The 25,590-nt window shown below is 34.1% G+C and carries 22 protein-coding genes; 16 read left to right on the top strand and 6 right to left on the bottom strand.

Features of this window, described 5'->3' with window-relative positions:
• The first annotated feature begins 12 nt into the window (after positions 1-12).
• The 7 genes from H6X70_RS12195 to proB all read left to right on the top strand — a co-directional run bounded on the left by H6X70_RS12195 (position 13) and on the right by proB (position 4,510).
• Complete coding sequence (locus tag H6X70_RS12195; protein WP_228530354.1) at positions 13-960, top strand: transcription antitermination protein NusB; 948 nt, start codon at positions 13-15, stop codon at positions 958-960.
• A 96-nt stretch (positions 961-1,056) separates the two neighbouring features.
• Positions 1,057-1,521, top strand: a complete 465-nt coding sequence (locus H6X70_RS12190) for a DUF1573 domain-containing protein (RefSeq protein ID WP_194767972.1) — start codon at positions 1,057-1,059, stop codon at positions 1,519-1,521.
• A 34-nt stretch (positions 1,522-1,555) separates the two neighbouring features.
• The gene (gene yajC / locus H6X70_RS12185; RefSeq protein WP_194767971.1) at positions 1,556-1,843 is read left to right on the top strand and encodes a preprotein translocase subunit YajC; all 288 of its coding nucleotides are present in this window, start codon (positions 1,556-1,558) and stop codon (positions 1,841-1,843) included.
• A gap of 381 nt (positions 1,844-2,224) precedes the next feature.
• On the top strand, positions 2,225-2,662 hold the full coding sequence (locus H6X70_RS12180) for a GNAT family N-acetyltransferase (protein ID WP_194767970.1): 438 nt from the start codon (positions 2,225-2,227) through the stop codon (positions 2,660-2,662).
• 31 nt (positions 2,663-2,693) lie between these two features.
• Positions 2,694-2,885, top strand: coding sequence for a hypothetical protein (locus H6X70_RS17065; RefSeq protein ID WP_228530353.1), 192 nt, complete (start codon positions 2,694-2,696; stop codon positions 2,883-2,885).
• A 45-nt stretch (positions 2,886-2,930) separates the two neighbouring features.
• Complete coding sequence (gene proC, locus H6X70_RS12175; protein ID WP_194767969.1) at positions 2,931-3,737, top strand: pyrroline-5-carboxylate reductase; 807 nt, start codon at positions 2,931-2,933, stop codon at positions 3,735-3,737.
• A 2-nt stretch (positions 3,738-3,739) separates the two neighbouring features.
• Entirely contained in the window at positions 3,740-4,510 is a 771-nt protein-coding gene (proB, locus tag H6X70_RS12170; protein ID WP_194767968.1) for a glutamate 5-kinase, read from the top strand.
• Between the two features lie 100 nt (positions 4,511-4,610).
• Here proB and cysK read toward each other — a convergent pair whose 3' ends face one another.
• The 3 genes from cysK to pepT are packed head-to-tail and all read right to left on the bottom strand — an operon-like array spanning position 4,611 to position 7,387.
• The gene (cysK, locus tag H6X70_RS12165) at positions 4,611-5,519 is read right to left on the bottom strand and encodes a cysteine synthase A (RefSeq protein ID WP_194767967.1); all 909 of its coding nucleotides are present in this window, start codon (positions 5,517-5,519) and stop codon (positions 4,611-4,613) included.
• Between the two features lie 60 nt (positions 5,520-5,579).
• Positions 5,580-6,089, bottom strand: coding sequence for a serine protease inhibitor ecotin (gene eco / locus H6X70_RS12160; RefSeq protein WP_194767966.1), 510 nt, complete (start codon positions 6,087-6,089; stop codon positions 5,580-5,582).
• A gap of 59 nt (positions 6,090-6,148) precedes the next feature.
• Complete coding sequence (gene pepT, locus H6X70_RS12155; protein ID WP_194767965.1) at positions 6,149-7,387, bottom strand: peptidase T; 1,239 nt, start codon at positions 7,385-7,387, stop codon at positions 6,149-6,151.
• A gap of 162 nt (positions 7,388-7,549) precedes the next feature.
• On the opposite strand from pepT, the gene H6X70_RS12150 reads away from it, so the two are divergent.
• Both H6X70_RS12150 and H6X70_RS12145 read left to right on the top strand, forming a co-directional pair.
• Positions 7,550-8,581 carry a quinone-dependent dihydroorotate dehydrogenase gene (locus tag H6X70_RS12150; RefSeq protein WP_194767964.1) on the top strand — a complete coding sequence of 344 codons (1,032 nt, stop codon included), beginning with the start codon at positions 7,550-7,552 and terminating at the stop codon, positions 8,579-8,581.
• A 99-nt stretch (positions 8,582-8,680) separates the two neighbouring features.
• The gene (locus tag H6X70_RS12145; protein WP_194767963.1) at positions 8,681-10,897 is read left to right on the top strand and encodes an FUSC family protein; all 2,217 of its coding nucleotides are present in this window, start codon (positions 8,681-8,683) and stop codon (positions 10,895-10,897) included.
• Between the two features lie 15 nt (positions 10,898-10,912).
• Here H6X70_RS12145 and H6X70_RS12140 read toward each other — a convergent pair whose 3' ends face one another.
• A complete protein-coding gene (locus H6X70_RS12140; protein WP_194767962.1) occupies positions 10,913-12,811 on the bottom strand; it encodes a T9SS type A sorting domain-containing protein in 1,899 nt (632 codons plus the stop codon).
• Positions 12,812-13,033: 222 nt separating this feature from the next.
• Here H6X70_RS12140 and H6X70_RS12135 point away from each other — a divergent pair, with 222 nt between their 5' ends.
• The 7 genes from H6X70_RS12135 (at position 13,034) to guaB (ending at position 22,514) form a co-directional block, all read left to right on the top strand.
• A complete protein-coding gene (locus H6X70_RS12135; RefSeq protein ID WP_194767961.1) occupies positions 13,034-13,897 on the top strand; it encodes a hydroxymethylglutaryl-CoA lyase in 864 nt (287 codons plus the stop codon).
• A 129-nt stretch (positions 13,898-14,026) separates the two neighbouring features.
• Entirely contained in the window at positions 14,027-15,220 is a 1,194-nt protein-coding gene (locus H6X70_RS12130) for a DUF4856 domain-containing protein (protein WP_194767960.1), read from the top strand.
• A gap of 86 nt (positions 15,221-15,306) precedes the next feature.
• On the top strand, positions 15,307-16,404 hold the full coding sequence (locus H6X70_RS12125; RefSeq protein ID WP_194767959.1) for an imelysin family protein: 1,098 nt from the start codon (positions 15,307-15,309) through the stop codon (positions 16,402-16,404).
• A gap of 57 nt (positions 16,405-16,461) precedes the next feature.
• Complete coding sequence (locus H6X70_RS12120) at positions 16,462-17,826, top strand: HTTM domain-containing protein (RefSeq protein ID WP_194767958.1); 1,365 nt, start codon at positions 16,462-16,464, stop codon at positions 17,824-17,826.
• Positions 17,807-20,230, top strand: a complete 2,424-nt coding sequence (locus tag H6X70_RS12115; RefSeq protein ID WP_194767957.1) for a TonB-dependent receptor domain-containing protein — start codon at positions 17,807-17,809, stop codon at positions 20,228-20,230. The genes H6X70_RS12120 and H6X70_RS12115 overlap by 20 nt, the downstream gene beginning before the upstream one ends.
• Before the next feature lie 37 nt (positions 20,231-20,267).
• The gene (locus H6X70_RS12110) at positions 20,268-20,972 is read left to right on the top strand and encodes an Insecticidal toxin complex protein (protein WP_194767956.1); all 705 of its coding nucleotides are present in this window, start codon (positions 20,268-20,270) and stop codon (positions 20,970-20,972) included.
• A gap of 75 nt (positions 20,973-21,047) precedes the next feature.
• Positions 21,048-22,514: an IMP dehydrogenase gene (guaB, locus tag H6X70_RS12105; RefSeq protein WP_194767955.1), complete on the top strand. Its 1,467-nt coding sequence runs from the start codon at positions 21,048-21,050 to the stop codon at positions 22,512-22,514.
• Positions 22,515-22,594: 80 nt separating this feature from the next.
• Here guaB and H6X70_RS12100 read toward each other — a convergent pair whose 3' ends face one another.
• On the bottom strand, positions 22,595-23,146 hold the full coding sequence (locus tag H6X70_RS12100) for a type 1 periplasmic binding fold superfamily protein (RefSeq protein WP_194767954.1): 552 nt from the start codon (positions 23,144-23,146) through the stop codon (positions 22,595-22,597).
• Between the two features lie 38 nt (positions 23,147-23,184).
• Positions 23,185-25,584 (bottom strand): TonB-dependent receptor, encoded by a 2,400-nt coding sequence (locus H6X70_RS12095; RefSeq protein WP_194767953.1) that lies wholly within the window; start codon positions 25,582-25,584, stop codon positions 23,185-23,187.
• Between the last annotated feature and the right edge of the window lie 6 nt (positions 25,585-25,590).

Below are 25,590 nucleotides of genomic sequence, written 5' to 3'. Positions count from 1 at the left end.
AAGTTCTTTGTAATGATGTTAAGTAGAAGACATATTCGCGTAAAAGTAATGCAAACTATCTATGCATTTAAAGGGAGTGAAAGTGATGATTTTAGTAAAGATCAGAAGTTTTTACTTTTTAGTATTGAAAATATGTACAACTTGTATCTTTTAATTATTTCGTTATTGATTGAAGTTCAAAAACGCGCTGAAGACGATTTACAAAAGAAACAAAATAAACATCTTGCCACCAAGGAAGACAAAGATCCCAACCGAAAGTTTGTAAATAACGAACTTTTAAAACTCCTAAAAGATAACATTCAATTAGATGACGAAATTAAACGTAATGGTCATGTTAATTGGGAATTAGATAACGAATACGTTGATGTTATTTTTAAAGCCATTACTTCAAGTGATTTGTATGCCGATTATATGCAAACACGCGTTTCCGATTTTAAAGAAGACCGCAGTTTTATTGTAGATGTGTTTAAAGATATTGTCGCACCAAACGAAAAGTTATACGATTATATTGAAGACAAAAATTTAACTTGGTTAGACGATTTACCAACGGTAAACACCACCATTTTAAAATTGCTTAGAAAAGCTAAAGCAACATCGCCAGAAAAGTATTTTACACCTAAATTATATAAGGATATCGAGGATAAACAATTTGCAATTACCTTGTTTAAAAAAACCTTATTAAATAGAACTGCTATTAATAAAGAAATTGCGCTTAAAACCACAAACTGGGATTCAGAGCGTATTGCAAACGTTGATTATGTGCTTTTACAAATGGCCATTTCAGAAATTAAAAACTTTCCATCTATTCCTGTAAAGGTAACTATGAATGAGTATTTAGAAATCTCTAAAGAATATTCAACACCAAAAAGTAGCATTTTCATTAATGGTATTTTAGATAAGTTAGTTAAGGAATATGAAGCCGATGGCGTACTTAATAAAATAGGCCGCGGTTTAATGTAAACCTATAATTTGTTAATATCTGTTAAGAAGATTGTAAAAATTTTTAAACGAATAAATAATTGCTATTTTTACGCACCAAACCTAAAAAATGGAATCATGAAAAAAATAATTTTTGGATTAACCACATTATGCTTAGTTGCTTTTACATCTTGTAAAGATAAAAACGCTGCTGAAAAAATAGAAGAAACTAATGTAACAGCAGCTGCTGAACGTGATGCAACGGCTTCAAACTTTCCTGTGTTAGAGTTTGAAAAAACAGAGCACGATTTTGGAGAAATTGAAGCTAAAACGCCTGTTGAAACTGTATTTAATTATAAAAATGCAGGTAATGCACCTTTAGTGATTACAGATATTAAAAGTTCTTGCGGTTGTACTGTTCCTCAAGATTGGAGTAGAGAGCCATTAGCGCCAGGTGAAACAGGAAAATTTACAGTAAAGTTTAACGGAAGCGGAGCAAACAAAGTTTCTAAAACTATTACTGTTACAGCGAACACAGAAAAAGGTTCGGAAGTGGTTAAAATTACAGCTTTTGTAAAACCAGATCCTGCAAAAAAGAGTTAATTATAAACAAGCGTAAACGCTAAATATATCAATAATGGGAGAAGGAGTAGGTAGTTTACTACCATTTGTATTAATGTTTGTAGTCGTGTATTTCTTTATGATTGCACCGCAAATGAAACGCGCAAAAAAAGAAAAGAAATTTGCTGCAGAGTTAAAACGTGGTGATAAAGTTATTACCAAAAGTGGTTTACATGCTAAGGTTTTAGAAATTAATGATAAGGACGCTAGTTGTGTTTTAGAAACCATGTCTGGAAAATTAAAATTCGATAAATCGGCTATTTCAATGGAAATGAGTACAAAACTTAACGCTCCAGAAAAATAATAATCAATTTTATTTGATTCAAAAAGCTCCCAATTTAGGGGGCTTTTTTTGTTTAATCCTTTTCTTGTTAAATTTTCTTAACAGTCCAAATTTGCTATTAGGGGTTTATTTACGTAAATTTGCACCTATGAGTAAAGGAATACATGATCAACAGAATCAAAGAATATTCAATTTTAACTTTCTAGTTTTTAGAACCCAATCGGATAAATTCATTCCTCCTTCAACCTAGCGCAATCGCCATTTTTTCCTTCATTTAAAGCAATTACCTTTTATTTTAACTTGTTTTTAAACCAGTTTAATTTAATGGGATTCATTGTAATTTAAACATGTCCCGTTGTATCTGAAATTTAGATACAACCTATTTATATTCCCAAAAAGTCAATGACTATAAAAACATTTGATGCCTTTACAAGGTTATCAATCAATGATATTAATCGTATAACTAATTTTTTATTTGAGCATTCTGGCACATTTAGAGATACAAAAAGTGCCATAAGAAAATCTATGCTTTATGCTGCCAAAGAAATTGCTGGTTTGGGTGGCTATGTTTTTATTATGGAACATGAAAATAACATAGTTGGCGCTGCAGTAGTTAATAAAACAGGCATGAACGAGTATTTGTCTGAAAACATTTTAGTATACATGGCAGTAAAGGAAGAATTTAGAGGGCAAGGCATAGCCAAAGCGTTGATTAAGCATACCAAAAAATATTGTAGAGGCGCTATTGCAACGCATATTAATAAAGATAATCCTGTGATTAAACTTTTTGAAAATGAAGGTTTTGAAGCACGGAATATCGAAATGCGATTAAAGCGATAGATTACCAAAACACATTAAAAAAGAAATACCTATGAAAATTATATATATAAAACGAAAAACACAATACGAAAAGCGATATAGCATGAAAATGGGTGAGCTTACCACAAAAGTAACTTACATTAGAAAGTATCTTTTTGGTCTGCCCGTTAAAACGCTTCACAAATATAGAGCCACTTATTATGGTGAAGTAAAAGATTGCAATGATTGTATGCTATTCGTTTAATACTATAAAAACAAAAATTAACAAACTTACAATAACTAAAAACACATGAAAGTACTAGTAATCGGAGCCGGAAATATGGGATTAACCTATGCCGAAGGGATGTCTAAATCCAAACTTCTTAAGAAAAGAAATATCATGGTTCTTGATACGAGCAAAGAAAAGCTTGAAGAACTTGATAAAATAGACCATTTTGATGCCTTTGACGATTTAAAAAAATGCGCCCCAACAGCAGATATTATTTTTGTTGCCGTAAAGCCTTATCACGCAGAGAGTGTATTTAAAGCTATTAAACCATTAGTTAATTCGCAGCAAATTATTGTGTCTATTATGGCAGGTGTTACTATAGGTTCCATTCAAGAAATGACGGGCTTAGAAAAAGTTGTAAGAGCTATGCCTAATTTACCAGCCCAAATTGGTTTAGGTTTAACTTCTTATGTGGTTTCATCTCAAGTTTCAAATATTGAAATGTTAACCATTGAAAGTCTATTAAATACCACTGGAAAATCTATTAAAGTTTCAAATGAAAAATTAATTGATGCTTCAACAGGAATTTCAGGAAGTGGTCCTGCTTATGTTTTCTATTTTATGCAAAGTATGATGGAAGCAGCCTTGCAAATGGGCTTTTCAAAAAGCGACTCAACAACATTAGTCGCCCAAACGTTCGCTGGAGCAGTCGAGCTTTTTAACCAATCCAATATATCTCCAAATTCATGGATGGAAAAAGTAGCTTCGAAAGGCGGAACCACAAGAGCAGCGTTAGATTCTATGGAAGATAACAATGTGAATATTTTAATTAAAGATGCGGCTTATGCGGCATTTAATCGTGCAATTGAATTAGGAGAAGAACATTAATTATGTATAAACAAAGAGTAGTAATAAAAGTTGGTACTAACGTAATGACCAACAGAGACAACAGGATTGTAAGACCTGTTTTAAGAAATTTAGTAAAACAAATAGCCGAACTTTACGATAGAGATATCATGACCATTTTAGTGTCGTCTGGATCTGTAATTGCAGGAAAAGAAGTTTTAGGCAAATCAAAAATTAAAAATACAACACAACGCCGCCAAGTATATTCGGCTATTGGGCAACCAAGAATGATGCGTTTGTATTATAATATTTTTAATGATTATGGAATGAAATGTGCGCAGGTTTTACCAACTAAGCGTGATTTTAGTCCTGGGATTCATAGAGAAAATATGATTAATTGCTGTGAAGGTTTAATGCAAGAAGGTGTTATTCCAATTGCTAATGAAGATGATGCCGTTTCGGTAACCATGTCTATGTTTTCTGATAATGACGAGCTTGCTAGTTTAATAGCGCAATTAATTAATGCTGATAAGTTGATTATTTTAACTGATATTGACGGGGTTTACACAGGACACCCTGAAAGTGAATCGAGTAATTTAATTGAGAATATTGAACCAGGTGAAGACTTGGATAAATATATAAAAGATAGTAATAAAGCAGCAGAAGAAGGTCGTGGCGGTATGGGCTCTAAGTTAGATTATGCCCAAGAAGCAGCAGCTAACAATATCCCTACATTTATTGCAAATGGTAAAAATCCAAATACCATTATAGATATTATCGACGGAATTGCAACAGGAACAAAAGTATCTTTATAGAAAGATTCGTTTGTAGTGTATAAAAGCAAAAAGCTTCCAATTTAGGAAGCTTTTTGCTTTTTATAATTTAAGGCTTTTTGAATTTTTTTCAGCTTTAATTTTAAAGCAAGCCTTCAATAGACAAGTAGCGTTCACCTGTATCGTAATTCATGGTTAAAACCACATCGTCTTTCTTAAGTTCTGGGAGTTGTTTTCTTACTGCAGCCAAAGAAGCACCTGTGGAAATACCAACTAAAATGCCTTCTGATTTCGCAATGTTTTGAACTTCAGCGAAAGCTTCTTCTTTTGTAATTCTTACAGCCCCATCAATAGAGTCTCTGTTAAAAACTTCAGGGAAAAAACCTGGTCCGATGCCTTGTAATGGATGCGGTCCTGGTTCACCACCAGAAATAATTGGCGAATCATTGGGTTCTACGGCAAGCACTTTTAAATTAGAGAATTGCTTTTTTAAAACTTCAGAAATCCCTGTAATATGACCGCCGGTTCCAACGCCTGTTATAAAATAATCTAAACCTTCAGGGAAGTCATTAGCAATTTCTAAAGCGGTTGTTTTTCTGTGTATTTCTGGGTTGGCTTGGTTTGTAAATTGCGAAGGCATCCACGTATTTTTAGTAGTTTCTAACAGCTCATCGGCCTTTGCAATGGTACCAGCTAATCCAAGTTCTTTTGGTGTAAGTACCAAATTTGCACCGTATGCAGCCATTAAAGCACGTCTTTCAACCGACATAGATTCTGGCATTACCAAGGTTAATTTATAGCCTTTTACCGCACATACCATGGCTAAACCAATGCCTGTATTCCCAGAAGTTGGTTCTATAATTTCAGTGTCTTTTGTAAGCAGGTTCTGTTTTTCAGCATCTTCAATCATAGCTATAGCGATACGATCTTTAATGCTTCCTCCAGGGTTGGCTTTTTCAAGCTTCATCCATACATTGTTGTTTGGAAATAATTTCCTTAGACGAACCACAGGTGTATTGCCTATGCCTTCTAAGATGTTATTTATTTTCATAATATAGTGTTTGTTTTCAAAATGTTGTAGTTTTAACTACTTAACTACTTAACTACTTAACTACTGAATCTTAGCGGTTTGTTCCACATCACTCCTAGACCAAATTTTATAACGTACCTCGTAGCCTTTTGGGGTATAAACCACAATGGGTAACTTACTGTTATAACGTACCATTTCACTAGCAGAGTTTACAAATGCTTCATGTTTTGTGTTGTCTGGACAAAGCATTCTCGTGCTTATAATTTGGCCGTTGGTTTCGAAATTTAGATACGAATAACCCCAACCCGAAACAGTTTCTTCACGAAAAGAACCAGATAAACTGCTTTTATTACAGTCTACTTCAGCCATTTTTCCAACGTAAAGTTCTACTTTAAAAGCATCATCATTTTGTGTTTTTGGTATATTAATAATGTGTCGAAGTTGCGCGTCGTCCGCTTTAGGATACATGCTAATATCATGTTTAATTGGTGTTGCCATAACTTCCGATGATTTGTTAGTTGAAGTAGCTTGGTTTTGAGATTTACAGCTCACAAAAAGCACGATTGCTAAAATTAAAAGTTTAAATTTCATAGTTTCTATTTTTTGTAGAATGCTAGCATTCTAAGTTAAATTCATTGAATAAGCAATAGCTATTCTTTTTTGGCCGTGAGTTCGGCTATTTTACAAATCACTTCGGTGGCTTTTATGATACTTTCCACAGGAACATACTCATAGCGTCCGTGAAAATTATGTCCGCCAGCAAAAATATTGGGGCAAGGTAACCCCATATAACTCAATTGCGCCCCGTCGGTACCACCACGAATGGCTTTAATTATAGGTTTTATACCGCTTTCAATCATAGCTTCTTCAGCAATATCTACAATGTGCATCACAGGTTCAATTTTTTCAAGCATGTTGAAATATTGATCTTTAATTTCGGTAGTAATCACTTCCCAACCGTATTGAGAATTTAGCTCTTTAGTGAGCTTTATCATCACTTCTTTACGCGCTTGAAAATGCCCTAGATCGTGATCGCGAATAATATATTCTAGTGTGGTTTCTTCAACTTCACCTTTCATGTCGTGTAAATGGAAAAAACCTTGATAGCCTTCGGTATGTTCGGGTGTCTCCATTCTAGGCAGCGAATTAATAAACTCGGTGGCAATGTACATGGAGTTTATTAATTTTCCTTTGGCATAACCAGGATGCACAATTTTACCTTTTATTTTCACAACGGCACTAGCCGCATTAAAATTTTCGTATTCCAGTTCGCCAATTTGACTTCCATCCATAGTGTAAGCCCAATCTGCACCAAATTTTTTCACATCAAATTTATGAGCCCCTCTGCCAATTTCTTCATCGGGGGTAAAACCAACTCTAATTTTTCCGTGTTTAATTTTTGGATGATTTACTAAATACTCCATGGCCGAAACAATTTCGCAAATGCCTGCTTTATCATCGGCACCCAATAGGGTTGTACCATCGGTTGTAATAAGCGTTTGTCCTACATAAAGGTTTAAATCTTCAAAATAATCTGGCGATAAAACAATGTTTTCTTCAGCATTTAAAACAATGTCTTTACCGTTGTAATTTTCAACAATTTGAGGTTTTACATTGGCACCTGTAAAATCTGGAGAGGTGTCAAAATGCGAAATAAATCCAATGGTAGGCACTTCATGGTCTACATTACTAGGTAAAGTTGCCATGATATAGGCGTTTTCATCAATAGTAACCTCTTGTAAGCCAATAGATTTTAATTCTTCGGCAAGTTTATTGGCTAAATCCCATTGTTTTTTGGTGCTTGGTGTTTCGTTGGAATTAGGATCGGATTCGGTATCGACAGTAACATAACTTATAAAACGTTTTATAATGTGTTCTTTTGAAATCATATAGAAAAAATAAAGGGATTAAGTTGTAAATGCATTGATTTACAGAAAGATAATGGTTTATGTGTTGCGCATCTAAAATACGAATATTAATTTTTTTGAGCTTATGAATTCACTGATTTTTTATTTAGATGAATAAGCCTTATTTTTGCACAAATAATACAGATGTACAAACTTTTACTTCGCCCTTTATTTTTCTTGTTCGATCCTGAAAAAATTCATCATTTTACCTTTTCACTAATTAAAATTTCATCTAAAATCCCTGGCATTTCAGCTATATTTAGAAGTTTATATGTGGTTGAAGACAAGCGCTTGGAACGCGATTTATTCGGACTAACATTTAAAAACCCAGTTGGACTTGCTGCTGGATTTGATAAAAATGCGGTGTTGTATAATGAATTAGCAAATTTCGGATTTGGTTTTATAGAAATTGGTACGGTAACGCCTAAAGCACAACCGGGAAACCCAAAAACGAGGTTGTTCAGACTTAAGGACGACCAAGGGATTATTAACCGTATGGGATTTAATAATGAAGGTTTGCAAGAGGCGATTTCGCAATTAAAGAAGAATCAAGGCAAATTAATTATAGGTGGTAATATTGGGAAAAATACCAGCACAAAACCTGAAGATTATACCAAAGATTATTTAGAGTGTTTTAATGCGCTACATCCTTTTGTGGATTATTTTGTGCTGAATGTAAGTTGTCCAAACGTTGGAAGTCACGCTAAATTAAACGATAAAGATTATTTAGAAGAATTAATTGGCGCGGTACAAAAAGCGAATGCTACTTTTGATGAGCAGAAACCAATTTTACTAAAAATTGCTCCAGATTTAAATAACCTGCAACTGGATGAAATTATTCAATTGGTTAGCGACACGAAATTGGATGGTGTTATTGCCAGCAATACTTCTACCGACAGAAGTGGTTTAAAAGCTTCAAACGAGTTGCTTGAGCATATTGGAAATGGTGGATTAAGCGGCCAGCCAATAAAAGAAAAAAGCACACAGGTTATTAAATATCTTTCAGAAAAAAGTAATAAAGCGTTTCCAATAATTGGTGTAGGTGGGGTTCATTCTGCTAAAGATGCCCTTGAAAAAATAGAAGCAGGTGCCGACTTGGTTCAAATTTACACAGGTTTTATTTACGAGGGGCCAAGCTTAATAAAGGCGATTAATAAAGCAATTTTATCCAAGTAGCCTTTCGGTTTTTTATGACATGTTACTTTTAGTTTAATTATTTAGAAATAAATAGCCTGCCCTAGAAAACCTTCTTAAATTTGATTCATAATTATTTTTATGATTAAAAATTTAGTCAGATACTTTAAAAGTGTCCACTTTGTAAAAGCTTTTTTGGTGGCTTTGGCCATTACCATTCCTGTACTCATATCTATTTACTTTTTTGATAGATTCGATATCGGGTTAAGCATTGCTTTAGGAGCTATTTTGTGCGCGCCATCCGATGTTCCTGGGAGTTTAAAACATAAGTTTTACGGCATACTATTTTCTATTTTTTTAATCTGTATTATTACGTTTTTAATAGGTTATTTTAGTCGTTCGCTGTTCTTTATTATCCCCTTATTAATTCTTTTAGTTTTTTCGGTTTCGTACATTTCGGTATTTGGTTTTAGGGCGTCTTTAGTATCCTTAGCTGGGTTGTTGGCTTTGGTTTTGGGGTTTGCATTTCATCATTCAGACATCTCTATTCTTCAATATACCTTATATATTGCTTTGGGCGGATTTTGGTTTTTAATTCTAACCATTTTGGGGCAAATAATTTTACCAAAGGTTGAAGTTGATTTTTTGTTTGTAGAGTTATTAGAAAAGACTTCAGAATTTATAAAAATACGAGGCAGATTATTAGTTGAAAGAGACAATAGAACGGCACTTTTCGAGCAGCTTTTTATTCTTCAATCAGAAATAAATGAACTGCATGAAACCTTAAGAGAAACAATTTTAGAAAAACGATTAAGCTCAGGATTTAGTAATAGAGCGCGGCGCCAACAGTTGATTTTTTCTAAAATCATGGAAATATATGAGTTGGCAATTTCTAATAGCATCGATTATGAAAAATTTGATGATTTATTTGAAAATCATCAAGAGAAATTAGACGAGTTTAAATTGTTGATTTTTGAAATTTCTAATCAGTTAAAACACATTTCTAAAGTGGTTTTAAAGGAAGAAAAACTTTCGTTTGATAACAACTTTAAAATCCTACTTAAAAAAATTGAAAACCATATTGAAATTTATAAAGTCACCATTGGTTTACCCGAATCTAGAGAAGGGACTATTTTTTTATTAAGTTATAAAACTTATTACGAGAAGCAAATAAGTAATATAAGAGACATTACTAGGATAATAAATAACTACTCTAAAAACGATAAAATTAGAGGTATAAAAGATGCCGAACAATTTATAACCCCTCAGGATTACGATGTAAAAAAACTACGTGCTAATTTCACGTTTAAATCTCCCATTTTTAGACATTCCTTACGCTTAACGGTAACCATGTTAATTGGGTATATTATTGGTTATGCCATGGAAATGCAGCAGCCTTACTGGATTTTATTAACCATAGTAGTTATCATGCGTCCTAGTTATGCTTTAACAAAAGAACGAACAAAGCATAGGGTAGTGGGGACTTTAATTGGCGCAGCTGTTGGTGTTGGGATCGTGTTTTTAACCCAAAACCCTTATGTTTATGGGGTTATTGCTGTTTTGTCGTTAATCATCGGGTTTTCCTTAGTAAAGCAAAACTATAGGAACGGTGCTGCTTTTATTACGCTATACGTTATTTTTATGTACGCGCTTATTCATCCTAATATATTAGCGGTTATAAAATTTCGAGTTTTCGATACTTTAATTGGAGCTTTACTAGCATATATAGGTAATTACTTTTTTTGGCCAGCATGGGAAGCTAAAGGTATAAAGGATTATTTTTCGCATGCTATTGAAAGTTTTTCAGGTTTTTTAATCGAAATTGATAAATTTTATCATAAAAAAGGCGAGTTGTCTACAAGTTATAGTTTAGCAAGAAAAGAGGCTTTTTTACAAGTTGGAAATTTAAATGCAGCCTACCAACGCCTGATACAAGAACCAAAATCGAAGCAGGAAAATAGCGCTATTATATATGATTTAATAACGATTTTAAACACTTATTTATCGTCGCTTTCATCTTTAGGCATGTACATAAGAACGAATGAAACCAACAAAGTGCCCAACCAATTCGAGGTTTATGTAAAACATATTCTATTTAATTTGAATAAAGCCGATGCCCTTTTAAAAGGTGAAGATTTTACCACCAGTTTAAACCCTGATGAGTTGGCTATTGCAAATAAAAACTACGATGATTATTTTCAAAATTTGGTCGATCAACGCGATAAAGAAATTGAAAAGGGATTGCCAATATCCCATGACATGCGTGTACAAATGCATGAAACGCAGCTAGTTTCTGAGCAAGTAAGGTGGTTGTATTACTTATCGGAAAGTTTGGTTAAGAAGGTGAAACAGGTTTAAAAAAAGCAAACACATTTACTTTACAATCTTTTTAACCACAGCTTCATACTTATCATTCACAATGCTTAAAATATAAGTTCCCGATTCTAATCGACTTAGGTTTATAGGTGCATTTGTTAGTGTTCCAGATATTAAGGTTTGGCCTCTTAAATTTGAAATTTGGAAGATGCAGTAGTTTTCAGAAGCATTATTTTTTACATACAATAAATCGTTTTTTACCGGATTTGGATAAATGCTGTACATTGGGGCATCGCTAATAGCAGTATGAATTGTTTTTATAAAAATATTGTCGATGGCAATATCGCCATCCCAACTTTCTCCGCGAATCGCTCGAAACCTTAAATTTATGGTTTGGTTGGTGTAACTTGATAAATCTACGGTTTTAGTTAAAAACGCGTCGGTTTGCTTTTTTTGTTGTTGCCCGTAAAGCGCAGGAATAACATCGTTTATATAGCCGTTTTCGGTTTTAATATCGACATGAAGTTCGCCAATATTTTTTCCAAACATATGATAGGCGAATTCCAAGGCGGTATTTTCGTAATCAACATATATGCACGGTGAAATAAATTCGGCGATATCGCCAGGGTTAGCTCCAGAAGCTTCAGCATAAATAAAGCTGTTTGGTTCTTGATTATCGTTTGTACTATGACTTGGCCCTGTACCTTCAGTTTGTGTATCGCCACGGTTTGTATACCAATGGTAATCGTTGGCAGAGGCTTCAAAACTACTCCATCCGTGATTTCCTGTAATTTCAAAACCTTCAAAATCTTCATGTAAAAGGACTTCCCAATCGGTGCCAACTTTAATGTAATTTTTAAAGCTTTTAGTTACGGTTCTAGTGGCGTTAGAAACTGTTAGCGTAACATCATAAATACCATCTTCAAAAGTGTGTTTAATGTTTTTTGTAGTGTAATCTATAATACCATCGGTGTTAATATCCCAAGCCCAACTTGTAGCGTTTTTGTTCGTGCTTTTAAAATTTACAGTTAAAAAGGAATTGCATTTACTTTGTTCATCAGCAATAAAATTAGCATCTAAATTCGAACAGCTTAAATAACTTTTAGTCGTATTGTAAAAAGCATAAATTCGTGCCAATTGCTGCTCGGTAAATGTGGTTCGGCAAGCTTTTTTAGAATACGACATTATGTTTTTAGGGTCTGGATGGTATCTGTCGCCGTTGGCATCAACCGCTGTACCTGTATAATGACAAAAATTATCGACGTTTTCGTGAGAAAGTCCAGGATCGGCAGGCGTATCGCAAATCCCATCGCCATCGGTATCACAATTACTACCATCAACCAATTCGGTTGTTTTTTCAAGATTGTCATCACCGTGGGTATGTAAAAGCGAGAAAAAATGCCCCAATTCATGCGCTAAAGACGAATCGTTTGTAGCACAATGGTTATTTAAAACAATGATATCATTTCTGTGGTCGTTATTGCTGTAACCGCAAATATCTTGATTAGACGTGTTTTTTATATCATCTGTAAAATAAATATTGATTAAACCAGGAACAAAATCGGTTTCTAAAACGACTGATTCATCACCTTTTTTAAAATGACTTAAGCTGTCATTGTTAATGTAATTGATGTCTTCACAAATAAAAAATTCCAAAAAGGCATCGGCGTAAATGCGGTTTAAATTTTCAACTATATCATGAAGTTCTGTAATTTGGAGTCCGCCAGAACCATCAGAATTCCGAATAATATGAATTTTAATAGGTACAGAATTCACCACTTTAAAATCACCACTTTTACTAAACTTCCTATTTAAAAATGCTTGTTCAAAAACTTTTAGTTGCGGTTTTATGTTATTATAGTAAGCTTGTTCTTTAGGAGAAGTAAGTGAGCCACAACCAAATTCCTCAACGTTTTGGGCATACAAATTTGTGGCAATCAGAAAGAAGACCGACACTATTAAAAATTTGTATGTATAGGCTAAAAGGTTCATTTCGAGCAAACAAGAATCAAATGTATATTTAATTAGAGATTTGCTATAAAAAAGCCGTTATAAGGTTTATATAATCGATGACAAATTAAAATGACGATCAGCGAATCAGAAATTACAATAGAAGTCTTCTGTACATATTAGAATTAAGAAGAATAAATACTATTTTTATGCTCTATTTTGAAGTTTATGCAAGCACCCATTAAAATTATTGAATGCCCAAGAGACGCCATGCAAGGTATAAAGCAGTTTATACCAACGCAGCAGAAGGTGCAATACATTCAATCGTTGTTGCGTGTGGGGTACGATACTATCGATTTTGGCAGTTTTGTATCGCCAAAAGCCATTCCTCAAATGGTGGATACTGCCGAAGTTTTAGCCCAATTAGACCTAAGTACTACAACGAGTAAACTTTTAGCCATTATCGCTAATACACGTGGCGCTACAGATGCTTGTAAGCATAAGGAAATTGATTATTTAGGATATCCGTTTTCAATTTCAGAGAATTTTCAAATGCGTAATACCCATAAAACCATTGCGCAATCTGTGGAAACCCTTTCTGAAATTTTAGATATAGCGCATAAGCATAATAAAGAAGTTGTGGTGTATATTTCCATGGGATTTGGAAATCCTTATGGGGACCCTTGGAATGTGGATATTGTAGGGGAGTGGACTGAAACTTTAGCAAATATGGGCGTGAAAATTTTATCATTAAGCGATACCGTTGGAAGTTCCACACCCGAAAGTATCGATTATTTGTTTTCAAATTTAATCCCTAAATATTCTCAAATTGAATTTGGTGCCCATTTACATACCAAGGCTAGTTCTTGGTTTGAAAAAATTGACGCTGCTTACCATGCAGGGTGCACCAGGTTCGATGGTGCTATTCAAGGCTTTGGCGGATGCCCAATGGCGAAAGATGAACTTGTGGGTAATATGCCAACCGAAAAATTACTTTCCTATTTTACAACTAAAAAAAGAAACGCATTAAATGCTATGAGTTTTGAGAGCGCCTTTAATGAAGCGTCTAAAATCTTTAAGGTTTATCATTAATTTTTCTCCTTATTTCAATTAAATCTAAATAAGCTTTGCAGATTTAAGAATGAATTATATATTTGCGCCTGAAAAAGACCATTGTTTAAAATAAGTCTAAATAAAAACTAACGTATCAATAAAATTCTAATGAAAAAATTAATTTTAAGTCTATTTGTAGCATCTACTTTATTCCAATCATGTTCAAATGATGATGATGGAAGCAACGAGCCAACGGTACAAGCGCCAGAAACCTATGCGTTTACCAGAAACGGTAATTCTACAGTGAGTTTTGATGGCCAAACAACTCGAATTAAAATGGCTGATGAAGTTGTTTCTGCTTTAAAAGTTAATACTACTACAGAATTCGAAATTTCGTCTATGTTTTCACATATTGAAGGTGGAGATGATTTTTCTGAAGTCGACTTAAATGCTTCAAATAAAAATGTAAGAAGTAAAGTAGCTGCTTCTTCTGATTATTTTTCAGATAACTCAACAGATGCTAATGCAATTAAAGCTGATTTTGATGGTTGGATCGCATCTCAAGTTAATGAGGTTTTTCCTAATTGGGATGCTATAGCTTCAGCAGGAAATGCAGGGGCATTACAACAATTAAGCGGATCAATACGTTACTTAAACGCTAAAGGTTTAGAGTATAATCAAGCATTTGCAAAAGGATTAATTGGAGGTTTAATGATCGATCAAATTCTTAACAATTACTTGAGTACATCCGTTTTAGATGCTGGAGACAACGTGGCAAACAACGATGATGAAGTTCTAGAATCTGGAAAAAATTACACAACTATGGAGCACAAATGGGATGAGGCTTATGGTTACCTTTACGGAAGCGAATTGGATCCTGCTGTACCTGTTTTAGATGCCGATCAATTTTTAGGTGAATATTTAGACCGTGTTAATGCTGATGAAGATTTTGCAGGAATTGCAGATGCTATTTACCAAGCTTTTAAATTGGGTAGAGCTGCAATTACAGAAAGCGAGTATACCGTTCGTGATAAACAAGTTAAAATTATTAGAGATAATATTTCTTTAATTCCTGCAGTTCGTGGTGTGTATTATTTACAAGCGGGTAAAAGTAAATTAGAGGCTGATCCAGCTTCTGCTTTTCATGCTTTATCTGAGGCTTACGGATTTATTTATAGCTTACAATTTACAAGAGATACAAAAAATAACGCGCCATACTTTACCAAAGCAGAAGTTGATACTATGTTAGCAACACTAATGGAAGGTAACGGTTTCTGGGATGTTTCAGCAGATACTTTAGATGAAATCTCTGATGAAATTTCAGTGAAGTTTGGTTTTACAACTGAAGCAGCTGCTAACTAAAAGTTAGTGGTTTATAAAAAAGTAGCTGTTGTATAATTTTATACAGCAGCTACTTTTAGTACTTTTGCAAATATTTTTTGAAGACTATGAATAAAATAAGAACGTTTTTATTAGCTCTGATGGTAATGGGTTTTGCTGTGGCTTGCAGCTCATCTGATGATAATTCAGAAACATCTGGCGATGGTTACAATCGCGGTGCCTTATTAACCAATTTAGCCGATAACATTATTATTCCGGCTTATCAAGATCTTAATGTAAAACTTATGTCTTTAAAAGCCGATAAAGAAACTTTTATAGCAACGCCAAATCAAACAAATTTAGATGTACTTAGAACTTCTTGGTTAGCATCTTATAAGGTATGGCAATCGGTTGAAATGTTTAACATTGGGAAAGCCGAATCTATACTTTATGGTTTTCAAATGAATGTGTATCCAACTTCAGTTCAAGAAGTTGAAGCCAATATCGCTTCAGGTTCTTACGATTTAACTCACCCTAATAATAATGCTGCTGTTGGTTTTCCTGCAGTCGATTATTTACTTTATGGAGTAGCTGCCGATGATGCAGCCATTGTAAATATCTATAACGACGCCAAATACACAAAATATTTGTCGGATGTCATTAATCAAATGCAAGCCTTAACCGAAACGGTTTTAAACGATTGGACATCTTCTTACAGAGATGTTTTTGTTAATTCTACTGAAAATACTGCAACAAGTGCTTTAAATAAATTTACCAACGATTATGTTTTTTATTTTGAAAAAGGTCTAAGAGCTAACAAAATAGGCATTCCTGCTGGTAATTTTTCCTCTACACCATTACCAGAAAAGGTGGAAGGCTATTACAGCAAAGTATATTCAAAAACATTGGCTTTAGATGCACTAGATGCTTCACAAAATGTTTTTAACGGAAAAGCTTATGCAACAAGTACTACAGGAGAAAGTTTTAAAACCTATTTACAGTTTTTAGGTCGTCAAGATTTAGTAACACAATTAGAAACTCGATTTGATGAAGCTCGTGAGAAACTAAACTTTTTAAACGACGATTTTTACACACAAGTCACTACCGATAATACAAAAATGACTGAAGCTTATGATGCGCTACAAAAAATAGTCGTGTTATTAAAAGTAGACATGCTACAAGCTTTTAATATTAGTGTAGATTATGTTGATGCCGATGGCGATTAGTAATCATATAAAACAATAAATTTAAGGTTGTCTTTTTAGGCAGCCTTTTTTGCATTTATGCCTATAACATTAAGATCATATATTAACCGAAAAACAAACGCAGCACCTTTAGCGGTTTTTCGTATGCTATTTGGTTTTATGATGTGTTATGGGATGATACGTTTTTGGTATCATGGTTGGATTGAAACCTTATATATTCAGCCTAAATTTCATTTCTCTTATTATGGTTTCGAATGGGTAAAACCACTTGGTAATTATACCTATTTATTATTTGTAATTTGTGGCCTCTCCGCTTTTTTTGTGGCTTTAGGTTTAAAATATAGGCTGGCCATTATTACTTTTTTCTTGAGTTTTACTTACATCGAACTCATGGATAAAACCACCTATCTCAATCATTATTATTTTATAAGTTTAATGGCTTTTTTAATGATTTTTCTCCCTGCAAACGCACAGTTTTCGGTGGATAATCTTTTACGAAAAAAAGCCTATCAAAACATTCCACAATGGACCATTGATAGCGTAAAACTTCTTTTAGGCATTGTATATTTTTATGCCGGATTAGCCAAACTTAATAGCGATTGGCTGTTTAAAGCCATGCCTTTAAAAATTTGGCTGCCTTCAAAATACGATTTGCCATTAATTGGCGATACTTTAATGCATCAAACTTGGTTTCAGTACGCCATGAGCTGGAGTGGCATGCTTTACGATTTAGCTATTCCGTTTTTATTGCTTTATAAACGTACTCGCGGTTTTGCATTTGTTTTGGTGGTTATTTTTCATGTATTTACGCGTGTTTTATTCCCTATAGGCATGTTTCCGTTTGTTATGATTGCATCGACACTTATTTTCTATGATGCTAGTTTTCATAAAAAAATAATCCGTTTTATTAATGATATTTTTCAAGGTTTCACTTCAAAAATAGCTGTTAGAACAGAACCCTGTTACAGATATACTTTTAAAAAACCTATTTTGCTTTTAATAGGATTGTTTTTTGTTCTTCAATTGGTATTTCCATTTCGATATCTGTTATATCCCAATGAATTATTTTGGACTGAAGAAGGCTATCGTTTTTCATGGCGCGTCATGCTAATGGAAAAAATGGGTATGTCTACATTTAAGATTGTAAATGGTAAAACAGGTGACTTTTTTTATGTTGATAACGCCGATTTTTTAACGCCTTTTCAGGAAAAGCAAATGAGTTTTCAACCCGATTTTATTTTAGAATACGCACATTATCTTGGTGATCACTTTACTGCACAAGGCCATAAAAACGTCCAAGTTTTTGTTGAAAGTTATGTGGCATTAAATGGACGACTTAGTCAGCCATATATAGATAAAACCGTAGATTTGTACCAAGAAAAAGAATCTTTTAAACCCAAACACTGGATCTTACCTTTTAACGATGACATTAAAGGCTTATAACTTCATTTTTGCACTTATTTTTAGTGTCACAATCTATGCACAAAACACTGTAAGTGGTGTTGTTGTGTTTTCAGAATCAAATAAAACCGTTGAAAATGTTCAGGTTTACGATAAATATTCTGGTTTAGTAGCCAAAACTAACGCAGCAGGCCAATTTCAATTTCAAACCACAAAAGAAGAGATGACTTTGGTGTTTTTTTCTTTTGAATATGAAGCCAAAGAAATTAAAATTAACACCTTAGAGGCTGAAAATTTAACCGTTGAATTACACGATTTAACTACGCAATTATCTGAAGTTGAAGTAAAAGCAAGAAAACGTCGTGTTTTTGAAATGCAGCGTTTAAAGGATGTTGAAGGTACAGCCATCTATGCTGGAAAAAAAACAGAGGTTATTTTAGTCGACCAATCCATGGCAAATTTAGCATCTAACAATGCACGCCAAATTTATAGTCAAGTTGCAGGATTGAATATTTACCAAAATGACGATGCGGGATTGCAATTAAATATTGGTGGTCGTGGTTTAGATCCTAATAGAACGGCGAACTTTAATACACGCCAAAATGGCTACGATATTAGTGCCGATGTTTTGGGCTATCCAGAAAGTTATTATACGCCTGCTTCCGAAGGTTTGGAAGAAATCCAAGTAATACGTGGTGCGGCATCTTTACAATATGGAACGCAGTTTGGTGGTTTGATAAACTTCAAATTGAAATCACCAAATCCCAACAAACCTATAGAGCTTATCACAAGAAATACATTAGGGAGTTATGGTTTATTTACCAACTTTACAAGTTTAAGCGGTACTAAAGATAAATGGAGTTATTATACTTATTTCAACTATAAAAAAGGGGATGGGTTTAGGCCGAATTCAGAGTTTGAATCTAAAAATGTTTTTGCGCAAATAGGCTATCAATTTACAGAGAAAACATCGTTAACCGGAGAGGTTTCCTATTTACATTATTTAGCCCAACAAGCAGGGGGATTAACAGATGATATGTTTGAAGAAGATCCGCTGCAAAGTAATCGTGCTAGAAACTGGTTTAAAGTAAATTGGTTGCTATATAATTTGAAATTTGCACACGAATTTTCTGAAAATACAAACTTAACGTTTAATTTTTTCGGTTTACAAGCGTCTAGAGATGCTCTAGGTTTTCGTACCAATCGTGTAAATCAAATAGATCCAGGAGGGGAACGCGATTTAATTAAAGGCGACTTTAATAATTTTGGTTTCGAATCACGATTATTAACGAAGTACAAACTGCTTAATAAAAATGCGACGTTTTTAATTGGAACTAAATTTTATAAAGCTAAAAATTTTCAACAGCAGGGTCCTGGAAGCGATGGTATTGGTCCCGATTTCGATTTTGCGACCGATGAATTTCCTTATTATGCCAATCAGTCTCGATTCGATTTACCCAACTTAAATGTGTCTTTATTTGGTGAAAATATTTTTTATATCACCGATAAATTTTCAGTAACCCCAGGGTTTCGTTTCGAATACATTAAAACACAAAGCGATGGCTATTACAAAAAAATTAACTTAGACGGCGCTGGAAATGTTATTTTTGAAGAAACCGTTGAAGAACAACAGGAATTTCCGCGTGCTTTCGTTTTAATGGGCTTAGGCTTAAGTTATAAAGGAAATAATAATTATGAACTTTATGGAAATATTTCTCAGAATTACCGCTCGGTAACTTTTTCAGATATAAACATTACAAATCCTGCTTTTTCGATTAATCCAGATATTTCAGATGAAGATGGTTTTACCGCTGATGCTGGAATTAGAGGAAACTATAAACGTTTTGTTTCTTACGATTTAGGTTTTTTTGGTTTGTTTTATAATGATAGAATTGGTTTTGTTCAAAAAGTAGCGCCAGACGGGAGTATTACTTCCGAACGTGGCAATGTTGGTGATGCTGTTATGTATGGTGTTGAATCCTTATTCGATTTTAATCTAAAGGGTATTTTTGGGTTTAATAATACCGTAAAATTAAATTATTTTATAAACACTTCTGTTATTGGCTCTAAATACACCCATTCCGAACAAGTTGGAATTGAGGGCAATAAAGTAGAGTTTGTTCCAGATTTAAATTTAAAAATGGGCTTACGTGGTGGTTATAAAAATCTGTTGGCAAGTATCCAGTACACGTATTTAGGTTCTCAATTTACAGATGCCACAAATTCGGTAACGCCTAGTTTAAGTGGGGTAGTTGGTGAAATCCCTGCATACGATATTGTAGATGTATCACTTTCATACAGTTACAAACGCTTCAAATTAGAAACCGGAATTAATAACCTGCTCGACCACAGCTATTTTACACGTCGCGCTACGGGTTATCCTGGTCCTGGAATCATTCCATCGGCACCAAGAAACTGGTACGCTACCCTTGAAATTAAGATTTAATAAATTCTTGTATTTTTAAGGTTTAAACAAAACGTCCATGCGATTCGTATTTTGTGTAGGTTTCCTTTTATTTAGTGTGTTTGGATACGCTATGGAATGGCCGTCTTTAAATGCTTTTAAAAAAGCAAACGGTCATGGTGTTTTAAGCGCATCAGACTGGTTAAAATCCGATCGAAAACACAACACCATAGTTTGGCAACATGCAAATGTTTATAATTTAGAGCACAACCGTCCTTTAGAATATAAAACAATTAAACAGCGTCGTGATTTTTATATGTGGTATTACACCGCAATGGATAATAAAGGATGTGAAGTCGTTTGGCCAAAGATGGCACATTTTATATCAAACAAGTTGCAGTTAATATATGCTTTTCCATACAGTTTGTTTACTACAAAAAGCGTCAAGTCGTACGCTTATAAAGGAAGTGAAACCGTGTTTAGTCATGCTTTTAAACGGCTTAAAGATTTGTATGTAAACAATAGGGTTTTAAAGGGTGCTGAGGCTTTAAAGTGGGATGAAGTCATGGTTCATAAAGAACAATACTTCTGGTTACAGGAAATTTATGAAGGTATTGATGAAAATACACTTCATACTATAGAACGAATGGCAAAAGGTAAGGGCTTTTATAAACTCCTTGTACCAAAAGAGATTCGATTTAAAACAGATATTACAAGCACAGAAAACAGATACGATTATGCACTTCATGTATTACGTGCTTATTGTAAAAACCATTATCAATAATTTAACGTGACTTAAAAGTTTAATGTTATTAAATATCGTATATTTGCACGCAATTAAATGATAAATTTATTGCACATGTCTACATCCAAAATTATCAATGAAGGATTAACATACGATGATGTACTATTAGTACCAGCGTATTCCGAAGTGTTGCCCAATACGGTAAATATTACCTCAAAATTCACTAGAAACATTTCTTTAAATACACCTATCATCTCTGCAGCGATGGATACGGTAACAGAATCTGCAATGGCAATTGCTATGGCTCGTGAAGGAGGAATTGGTGTTTTGCATAAAAACATGTCAATAGAAGAGCAAGCTTTAGAAGTTAAAAAAGTAAAACGCTCTGAAGCTGGAATGATTTTAGAGCCTGTAACTATAAAAGCTACCGATACTGTTTTAGACGCAAATAACTTAATGTTTGAGCACAAAATTGGAGGTATTCCTGTAATTAATTCTGAAAATGAATTGGTTGGAATTGTTACTAATCGCGATTTAAGATTCGAAAAAAATGAAAAGCGATTAATTTCTGAAGTGATGACTTCTGAAGGCTTAATTACAGTAAAAGAAGGCACGTCATTAAAACAAGCTGAAGACATATTACAAGATAATAAAGTTGAAAAATTACCTGTAGTTAATGCTAACAACAAATTAGTTGGTTTAATTACGTTTAGAGATATTATCAAGGTAAGAGAAAACCCAAGTGCAAATAAAGATGAATACGGAAGATTACGAGTTGCTGCTGCAATAGGAGTTACTCAAGATTGTATAGATCGTGTTAAAGCATTAGTTGCAGCTGGAGTTGACGCCGTTGTGTTAGACTCTGCACACGGACACTCCATTAACATTTTAAATAAATTAAAAGAAGTTAAAGCTGAATTTCCAGATTTAGATGTCGTTGCAGGAAATATTGTAACCGAAAAAGCTGCTTTAGATTTAGTTGCCGCTGGCGCTGATGCTGTAAAAGTTGGTATTGGACCAGGTTCAATTTGTACTACTCGTGTAGTGGCTGGTGTTGGATATCCGCAATTATCTGCTGTAATGAATGTAGCCGAAGCTTTAAAAGGCTCAGGCGTTCCTGTAATTGCAGATGGAGGTATTCGTTATACAGGCGATATTCCTAAAGCTATTGCTGCAGGAGCCGATTCTATAATGTTAGGATCTTTATTAGCTGGGACCAAAGAAGCGCCGGGAGAAGTTATTCTTTTTAACGGACGTCGTTTTAAATCATATCGTGGTATGGGGTCTGTTGAGGCTATGAAAAACGGTTCAAAAGATCGCTACTTCCAAGGGAAAGAAGATGATAGCTTGAAATTAGTTCCAGAAGGTATTGAAGGTCGTGTGCCTTATAAAGGAGATTTATATGCTACCATGCATCAATTTATTGGTGGTTTAAGAGCGGGGATGGGCTACTGTGGTTCTGCAAATATTGAAGAACAAAAAACGAATGCTGAATTTGTGAAAATTACGGCTTCAGGAATTGCCGAAAGTCATCCGCATGATGTAACCATTACTAAAGAAGCTCCTAATTATTCAAGGTAGTAAATAATATTTAGATAAAAAAAAGAGGCTATAAGCCTCTTTTTTTTATCTGTGTTTACAACAAAAATAACCCCAAATTGTTATTGTACTGTAATAGAAAATGTGACTTCAACATCTGTGCTTCCACCAGCATCGTCAGGGGTGCCATTGTTTGGTTTTTTTGGTTCGTGCTTTAAAATGATAGTAAGCGATCCTGTACCAGCATCTCCTGTAGTTAAGCTTGTTTCGATACCAATTGGGTTACCGTCTTTATCCTGATCTAATTTAGAAATAGAGATGTCATCTAGAGAAGAAACATAGAAAAATTCATGGTCATCACCTTCATCTTCCACTTCCTCTGTGATATCTTCCGCAGGGTTTTCCGTTTCGTTTAATAAGGCTGTTGTTCCCGAATAGGTAGTGTTAGCCGCTAAAGGACCAGAAACATCATAAGTACCGTCTTTTCCACCAGGGCCATCTAAATCTTGAAAAGTTAAGGTTACGATGTCATTTCCATTGTATAATGTATATTTAACGGTAGTAATAAGTTCTTCTTCGTGATCGTGATCATCATGACCGTCATCATCCTTAGAACAGCTTACAAAAGCTAGGTTTGCCACAAATAAAAGGGCTAATAATTTTACTGTTTTCATAGTTTTTAATTTTGGATATTTCATAATATTAATTTTATTTAATAATTTATTTTAACTTTTAAATTAATGTTTCTTCCTAATTCATCACTAAAATATCGAAGTCTATTTAAGTAGTCTCTGTACGAGGTATTGAAAATATTTTCGATATTAAATTCTACTTTCAAAGTACTTTTTTTAAATACCTTAAAATATGCCGAACTAGTAAAACTAAATAATGTATAGGCAGAAGGAGGGGTGCTAATATCAACATAATCATAACTGTCGGTAATAGCGTTGTATGTGTAAAAATTATAATCGGGGTAATTTTTTTGTTGTAATACAGTTTTATTTATTAAACTAACAGATAGTTGGTTTAAATCTTCATTATAGTAGGAAATACTATTGGTGAAATTTGCTGCAGGCATGTTTATAAGCGGTATACTTTCGGTTTCATTTGTACCTCGTAACCAACCTAAACTTCCTTTGTAATTAAAGTGTTTGTTAATTCTCACGTCTAAATCCAAGTCTACGCCATAAATTGTAGCATCCACTTGATTGTATTCCCAAACAGGAAATGCGCCTCTAATGGTTGTGGTAATGCCCGTAGGAATAAGCTGCATATAGCCTTTAATAGAATTGACATATGGGCTAAGGGTGAATCCGAAATGCTGATTATTTCTCTGTAAGGAAGCAACCAGCTTATTCGAAATTTCTTTGCCAAGGGTTAGACTTCCAATTTCAATTCTCGCTGCACTATGATGCAATCCATCACTAAATAACTCGGAAGGATTTGGCATTCTAGATGCTAAACCATAATTTAAAAACAATTCAAAATCATCGCTAAAATGTCTCATATAACTTAAGTTAGCAGAGAAATTCGGAAACGAAAATTCAGGGTAGGTTAAGGTTTGAGAATTACTTGTGATTCCAGATTCAAATTCTGGGAACAATTCATCGTAATTATAGGTGTCTTCCCAATCGGCAGTATTATACCATTTTCTCGCTTTAATTTCAGAATAATCAAATCTAAAACCAGTACTTATTTCACTAAATAAATTCAGTTTATAATTTCCAGTAGCATAGATACCCGCATCGTATTTTTTGTAATCTGGAATTATAGGGCTAACTCCAGTTCCTGAAATGGCATCATTTTCTTGAAACCGCAGTAAAAAACCGGTGTTAATTTCCGTTTTATCAAAAACGTCTATTTGTAAATTAGGTTGAAACGACGTGGTAAATAAACGAAGGTCGATTACAGGTGTATTAGCGTCATCACCACGCCTTATATCGAATTCTTTTCTTCTATTTATTTGAAAATCGTATTGCATGGATAATTTACCCAGTCTTTTAAAGCGCTTATAAGCTTCTACCTTTCCTAGTTGGTGCGAAACATGTTGCCTCGGATTATTTATTTCATACGAGAAATCTTCCTTAATTCGAGGTTCTTGGCTATTTATGGCTGTTACCAAATCGTTTACATTCCCAATGTGTGAGGCTGCTAAAATTCCTAATTCATTATCAACAAAACTATAATAGGCATCAAATCCTTTTTCAAAACTGCTATAACCGATATTCGCTGAAACATTAGCATTTTTTATCCCGCTATTCGTTAAATAATAATTGGGTGCTTTAAAGTCGCCAAATTGCTTATAACTACCTTGTATTTTAGCATAAAATCCCGATTTGTAGGTTTTAACGAGTTCTGAATTCACATTGCCACCAAATCCATTTGTGTTCAATGAAAATGAAGTACTACCAAAAATGCTATCTTTTGCAGCATATTTTTTTGGTTTCACAAGAATTAATCCACCTATAGCGTCGCTTCCGTACTTTAGTGTATTGGCTCCCTTTATCACTTCTAATTGATTACTGGTATTAATATCAATATTAGGCGCATGCTCGTCTCCCCATTCTTGGTCGAACAAGCGTACATTGTTATTTACTATAATTAACCGACTACTATGTAAGCCATGAATCATGGGTTTTACAATGGTGTTGCCAGTATTTAAAGACGATACGCCGCTAAGTGTATTTAGGGCATCTCCTAAAGATTTATCGGTGAATGCTTCTATTTGTTTTTTATGAACCGTTTGCTGTATAGACGTTTTTTCTTCCTTAGATGTCCCCTTTATTAATACTTCATGTAGGGTTTCTATATGGTGTTCCATATGAATGTCTATATGCAGTTTTTTAGGGATGTCTACCTCTAACCGTTTGGAATTGCAACCCACATGAGTTACAACCAATACTATAGTGCCTTCACATACATCTGGAAAGGAAAACTTGCCATCAATATCTGCAGCAGTATAGGTGTTAGCGGTTTCGTTATGAATAGTAGCTCCCGATAAAGGAGTGCCATCATGAAAATCGGTTACGGTACCAACTAGGGTGTGCGTACAGTTTTGGGTGTAGGCTAAACTATAAAAGCATAGCGCTACAATCCATAAATATTGTTTCATTGAAAT

Origin of the sequence: Tamlana sp. I1 (assembly GCF_015355625.1) — a bacterium.
In the GTDB taxonomy this organism is placed as follows: domain Bacteria; phylum Bacteroidota; class Bacteroidia; order Flavobacteriales; family Flavobacteriaceae; genus Pseudotamlana.
This window is presented reverse-complemented; position numbering and strand designations above follow the sequence as displayed.

Excerpts from the sequence above, each read along its gene's own strand:
- H6X70_RS12195 (WP_228530354.1), top strand. The coding sequence starts at position 13 with ATGATGTTAAGTAGAAGACATATTCGCGTAAAAGTAATGCAAACTATC.
- H6X70_RS12190 (WP_194767972.1), top strand. The coding sequence starts at position 1,057 with ATGAAAAAAATAATTTTTGGATTAACCACATTATGCTTAGTTGCTTTT.
- yajC (WP_194767971.1), top strand. The coding sequence starts at position 1,556 with ATGGGAGAAGGAGTAGGTAGTTTACTACCATTTGTATTAATGTTTGTA.
- H6X70_RS12180 (WP_194767970.1), top strand. The coding sequence starts at position 2,225 with ATGACTATAAAAACATTTGATGCCTTTACAAGGTTATCAATCAATGAT.
- H6X70_RS17065 (WP_228530353.1), top strand. The coding sequence starts at position 2,694 with ATGAAAATTATATATATAAAACGAAAAACACAATACGAAAAGCGATAT.
- proC (WP_194767969.1), top strand. The coding sequence starts at position 2,931 with ATGAAAGTACTAGTAATCGGAGCCGGAAATATGGGATTAACCTATGCC.
- proB (WP_194767968.1), top strand. The coding sequence starts at position 3,740 with ATGTATAAACAAAGAGTAGTAATAAAAGTTGGTACTAACGTAATGACC.
- cysK (WP_194767967.1), bottom strand. The coding sequence starts at position 5,519 with ATGAAAATAAATAACATCTTAGAAGGCATAGGCAATACACCTGTGGTT.
- eco (WP_194767966.1), bottom strand. The coding sequence starts at position 6,089 with ATGAAATTTAAACTTTTAATTTTAGCAATCGTGCTTTTTGTGAGCTGT.
- pepT (WP_194767965.1), bottom strand. The coding sequence starts at position 7,387 with ATGATTTCAAAAGAACACATTATAAAACGTTTTATAAGTTATGTTACT.
- H6X70_RS12150 (WP_194767964.1), top strand. The coding sequence starts at position 7,550 with ATGTACAAACTTTTACTTCGCCCTTTATTTTTCTTGTTCGATCCTGAA.
- H6X70_RS12145 (WP_194767963.1), top strand. The coding sequence starts at position 8,681 with ATGATTAAAAATTTAGTCAGATACTTTAAAAGTGTCCACTTTGTAAAA.
- H6X70_RS12135 (WP_194767961.1), top strand. The coding sequence starts at position 13,034 with ATGCAAGCACCCATTAAAATTATTGAATGCCCAAGAGACGCCATGCAA.
- H6X70_RS12130 (WP_194767960.1), top strand. The coding sequence starts at position 14,027 with ATGAAAAAATTAATTTTAAGTCTATTTGTAGCATCTACTTTATTCCAA.
- H6X70_RS12125 (WP_194767959.1), top strand. The coding sequence starts at position 15,307 with ATGAATAAAATAAGAACGTTTTTATTAGCTCTGATGGTAATGGGTTTT.
- H6X70_RS12120 (WP_194767958.1), top strand. The coding sequence starts at position 16,462 with ATGCCTATAACATTAAGATCATATATTAACCGAAAAACAAACGCAGCA.
- H6X70_RS12115 (WP_194767957.1), top strand. The coding sequence starts at position 17,807 with ATGACATTAAAGGCTTATAACTTCATTTTTGCACTTATTTTTAGTGTC.
- H6X70_RS12110 (WP_194767956.1), top strand. The coding sequence starts at position 20,268 with ATGCGATTCGTATTTTGTGTAGGTTTCCTTTTATTTAGTGTGTTTGGA.
- guaB (WP_194767955.1), top strand. The coding sequence starts at position 21,048 with ATGTCTACATCCAAAATTATCAATGAAGGATTAACATACGATGATGTA.
- H6X70_RS12100 (WP_194767954.1), bottom strand. The coding sequence starts at position 23,146 with ATGAAAACAGTAAAATTATTAGCCCTTTTATTTGTGGCAAACCTAGCT.
- H6X70_RS12095 (WP_194767953.1), bottom strand. The coding sequence starts at position 25,584 with ATGAAACAATATTTATGGATTGTAGCGCTATGCTTTTATAGTTTAGCC.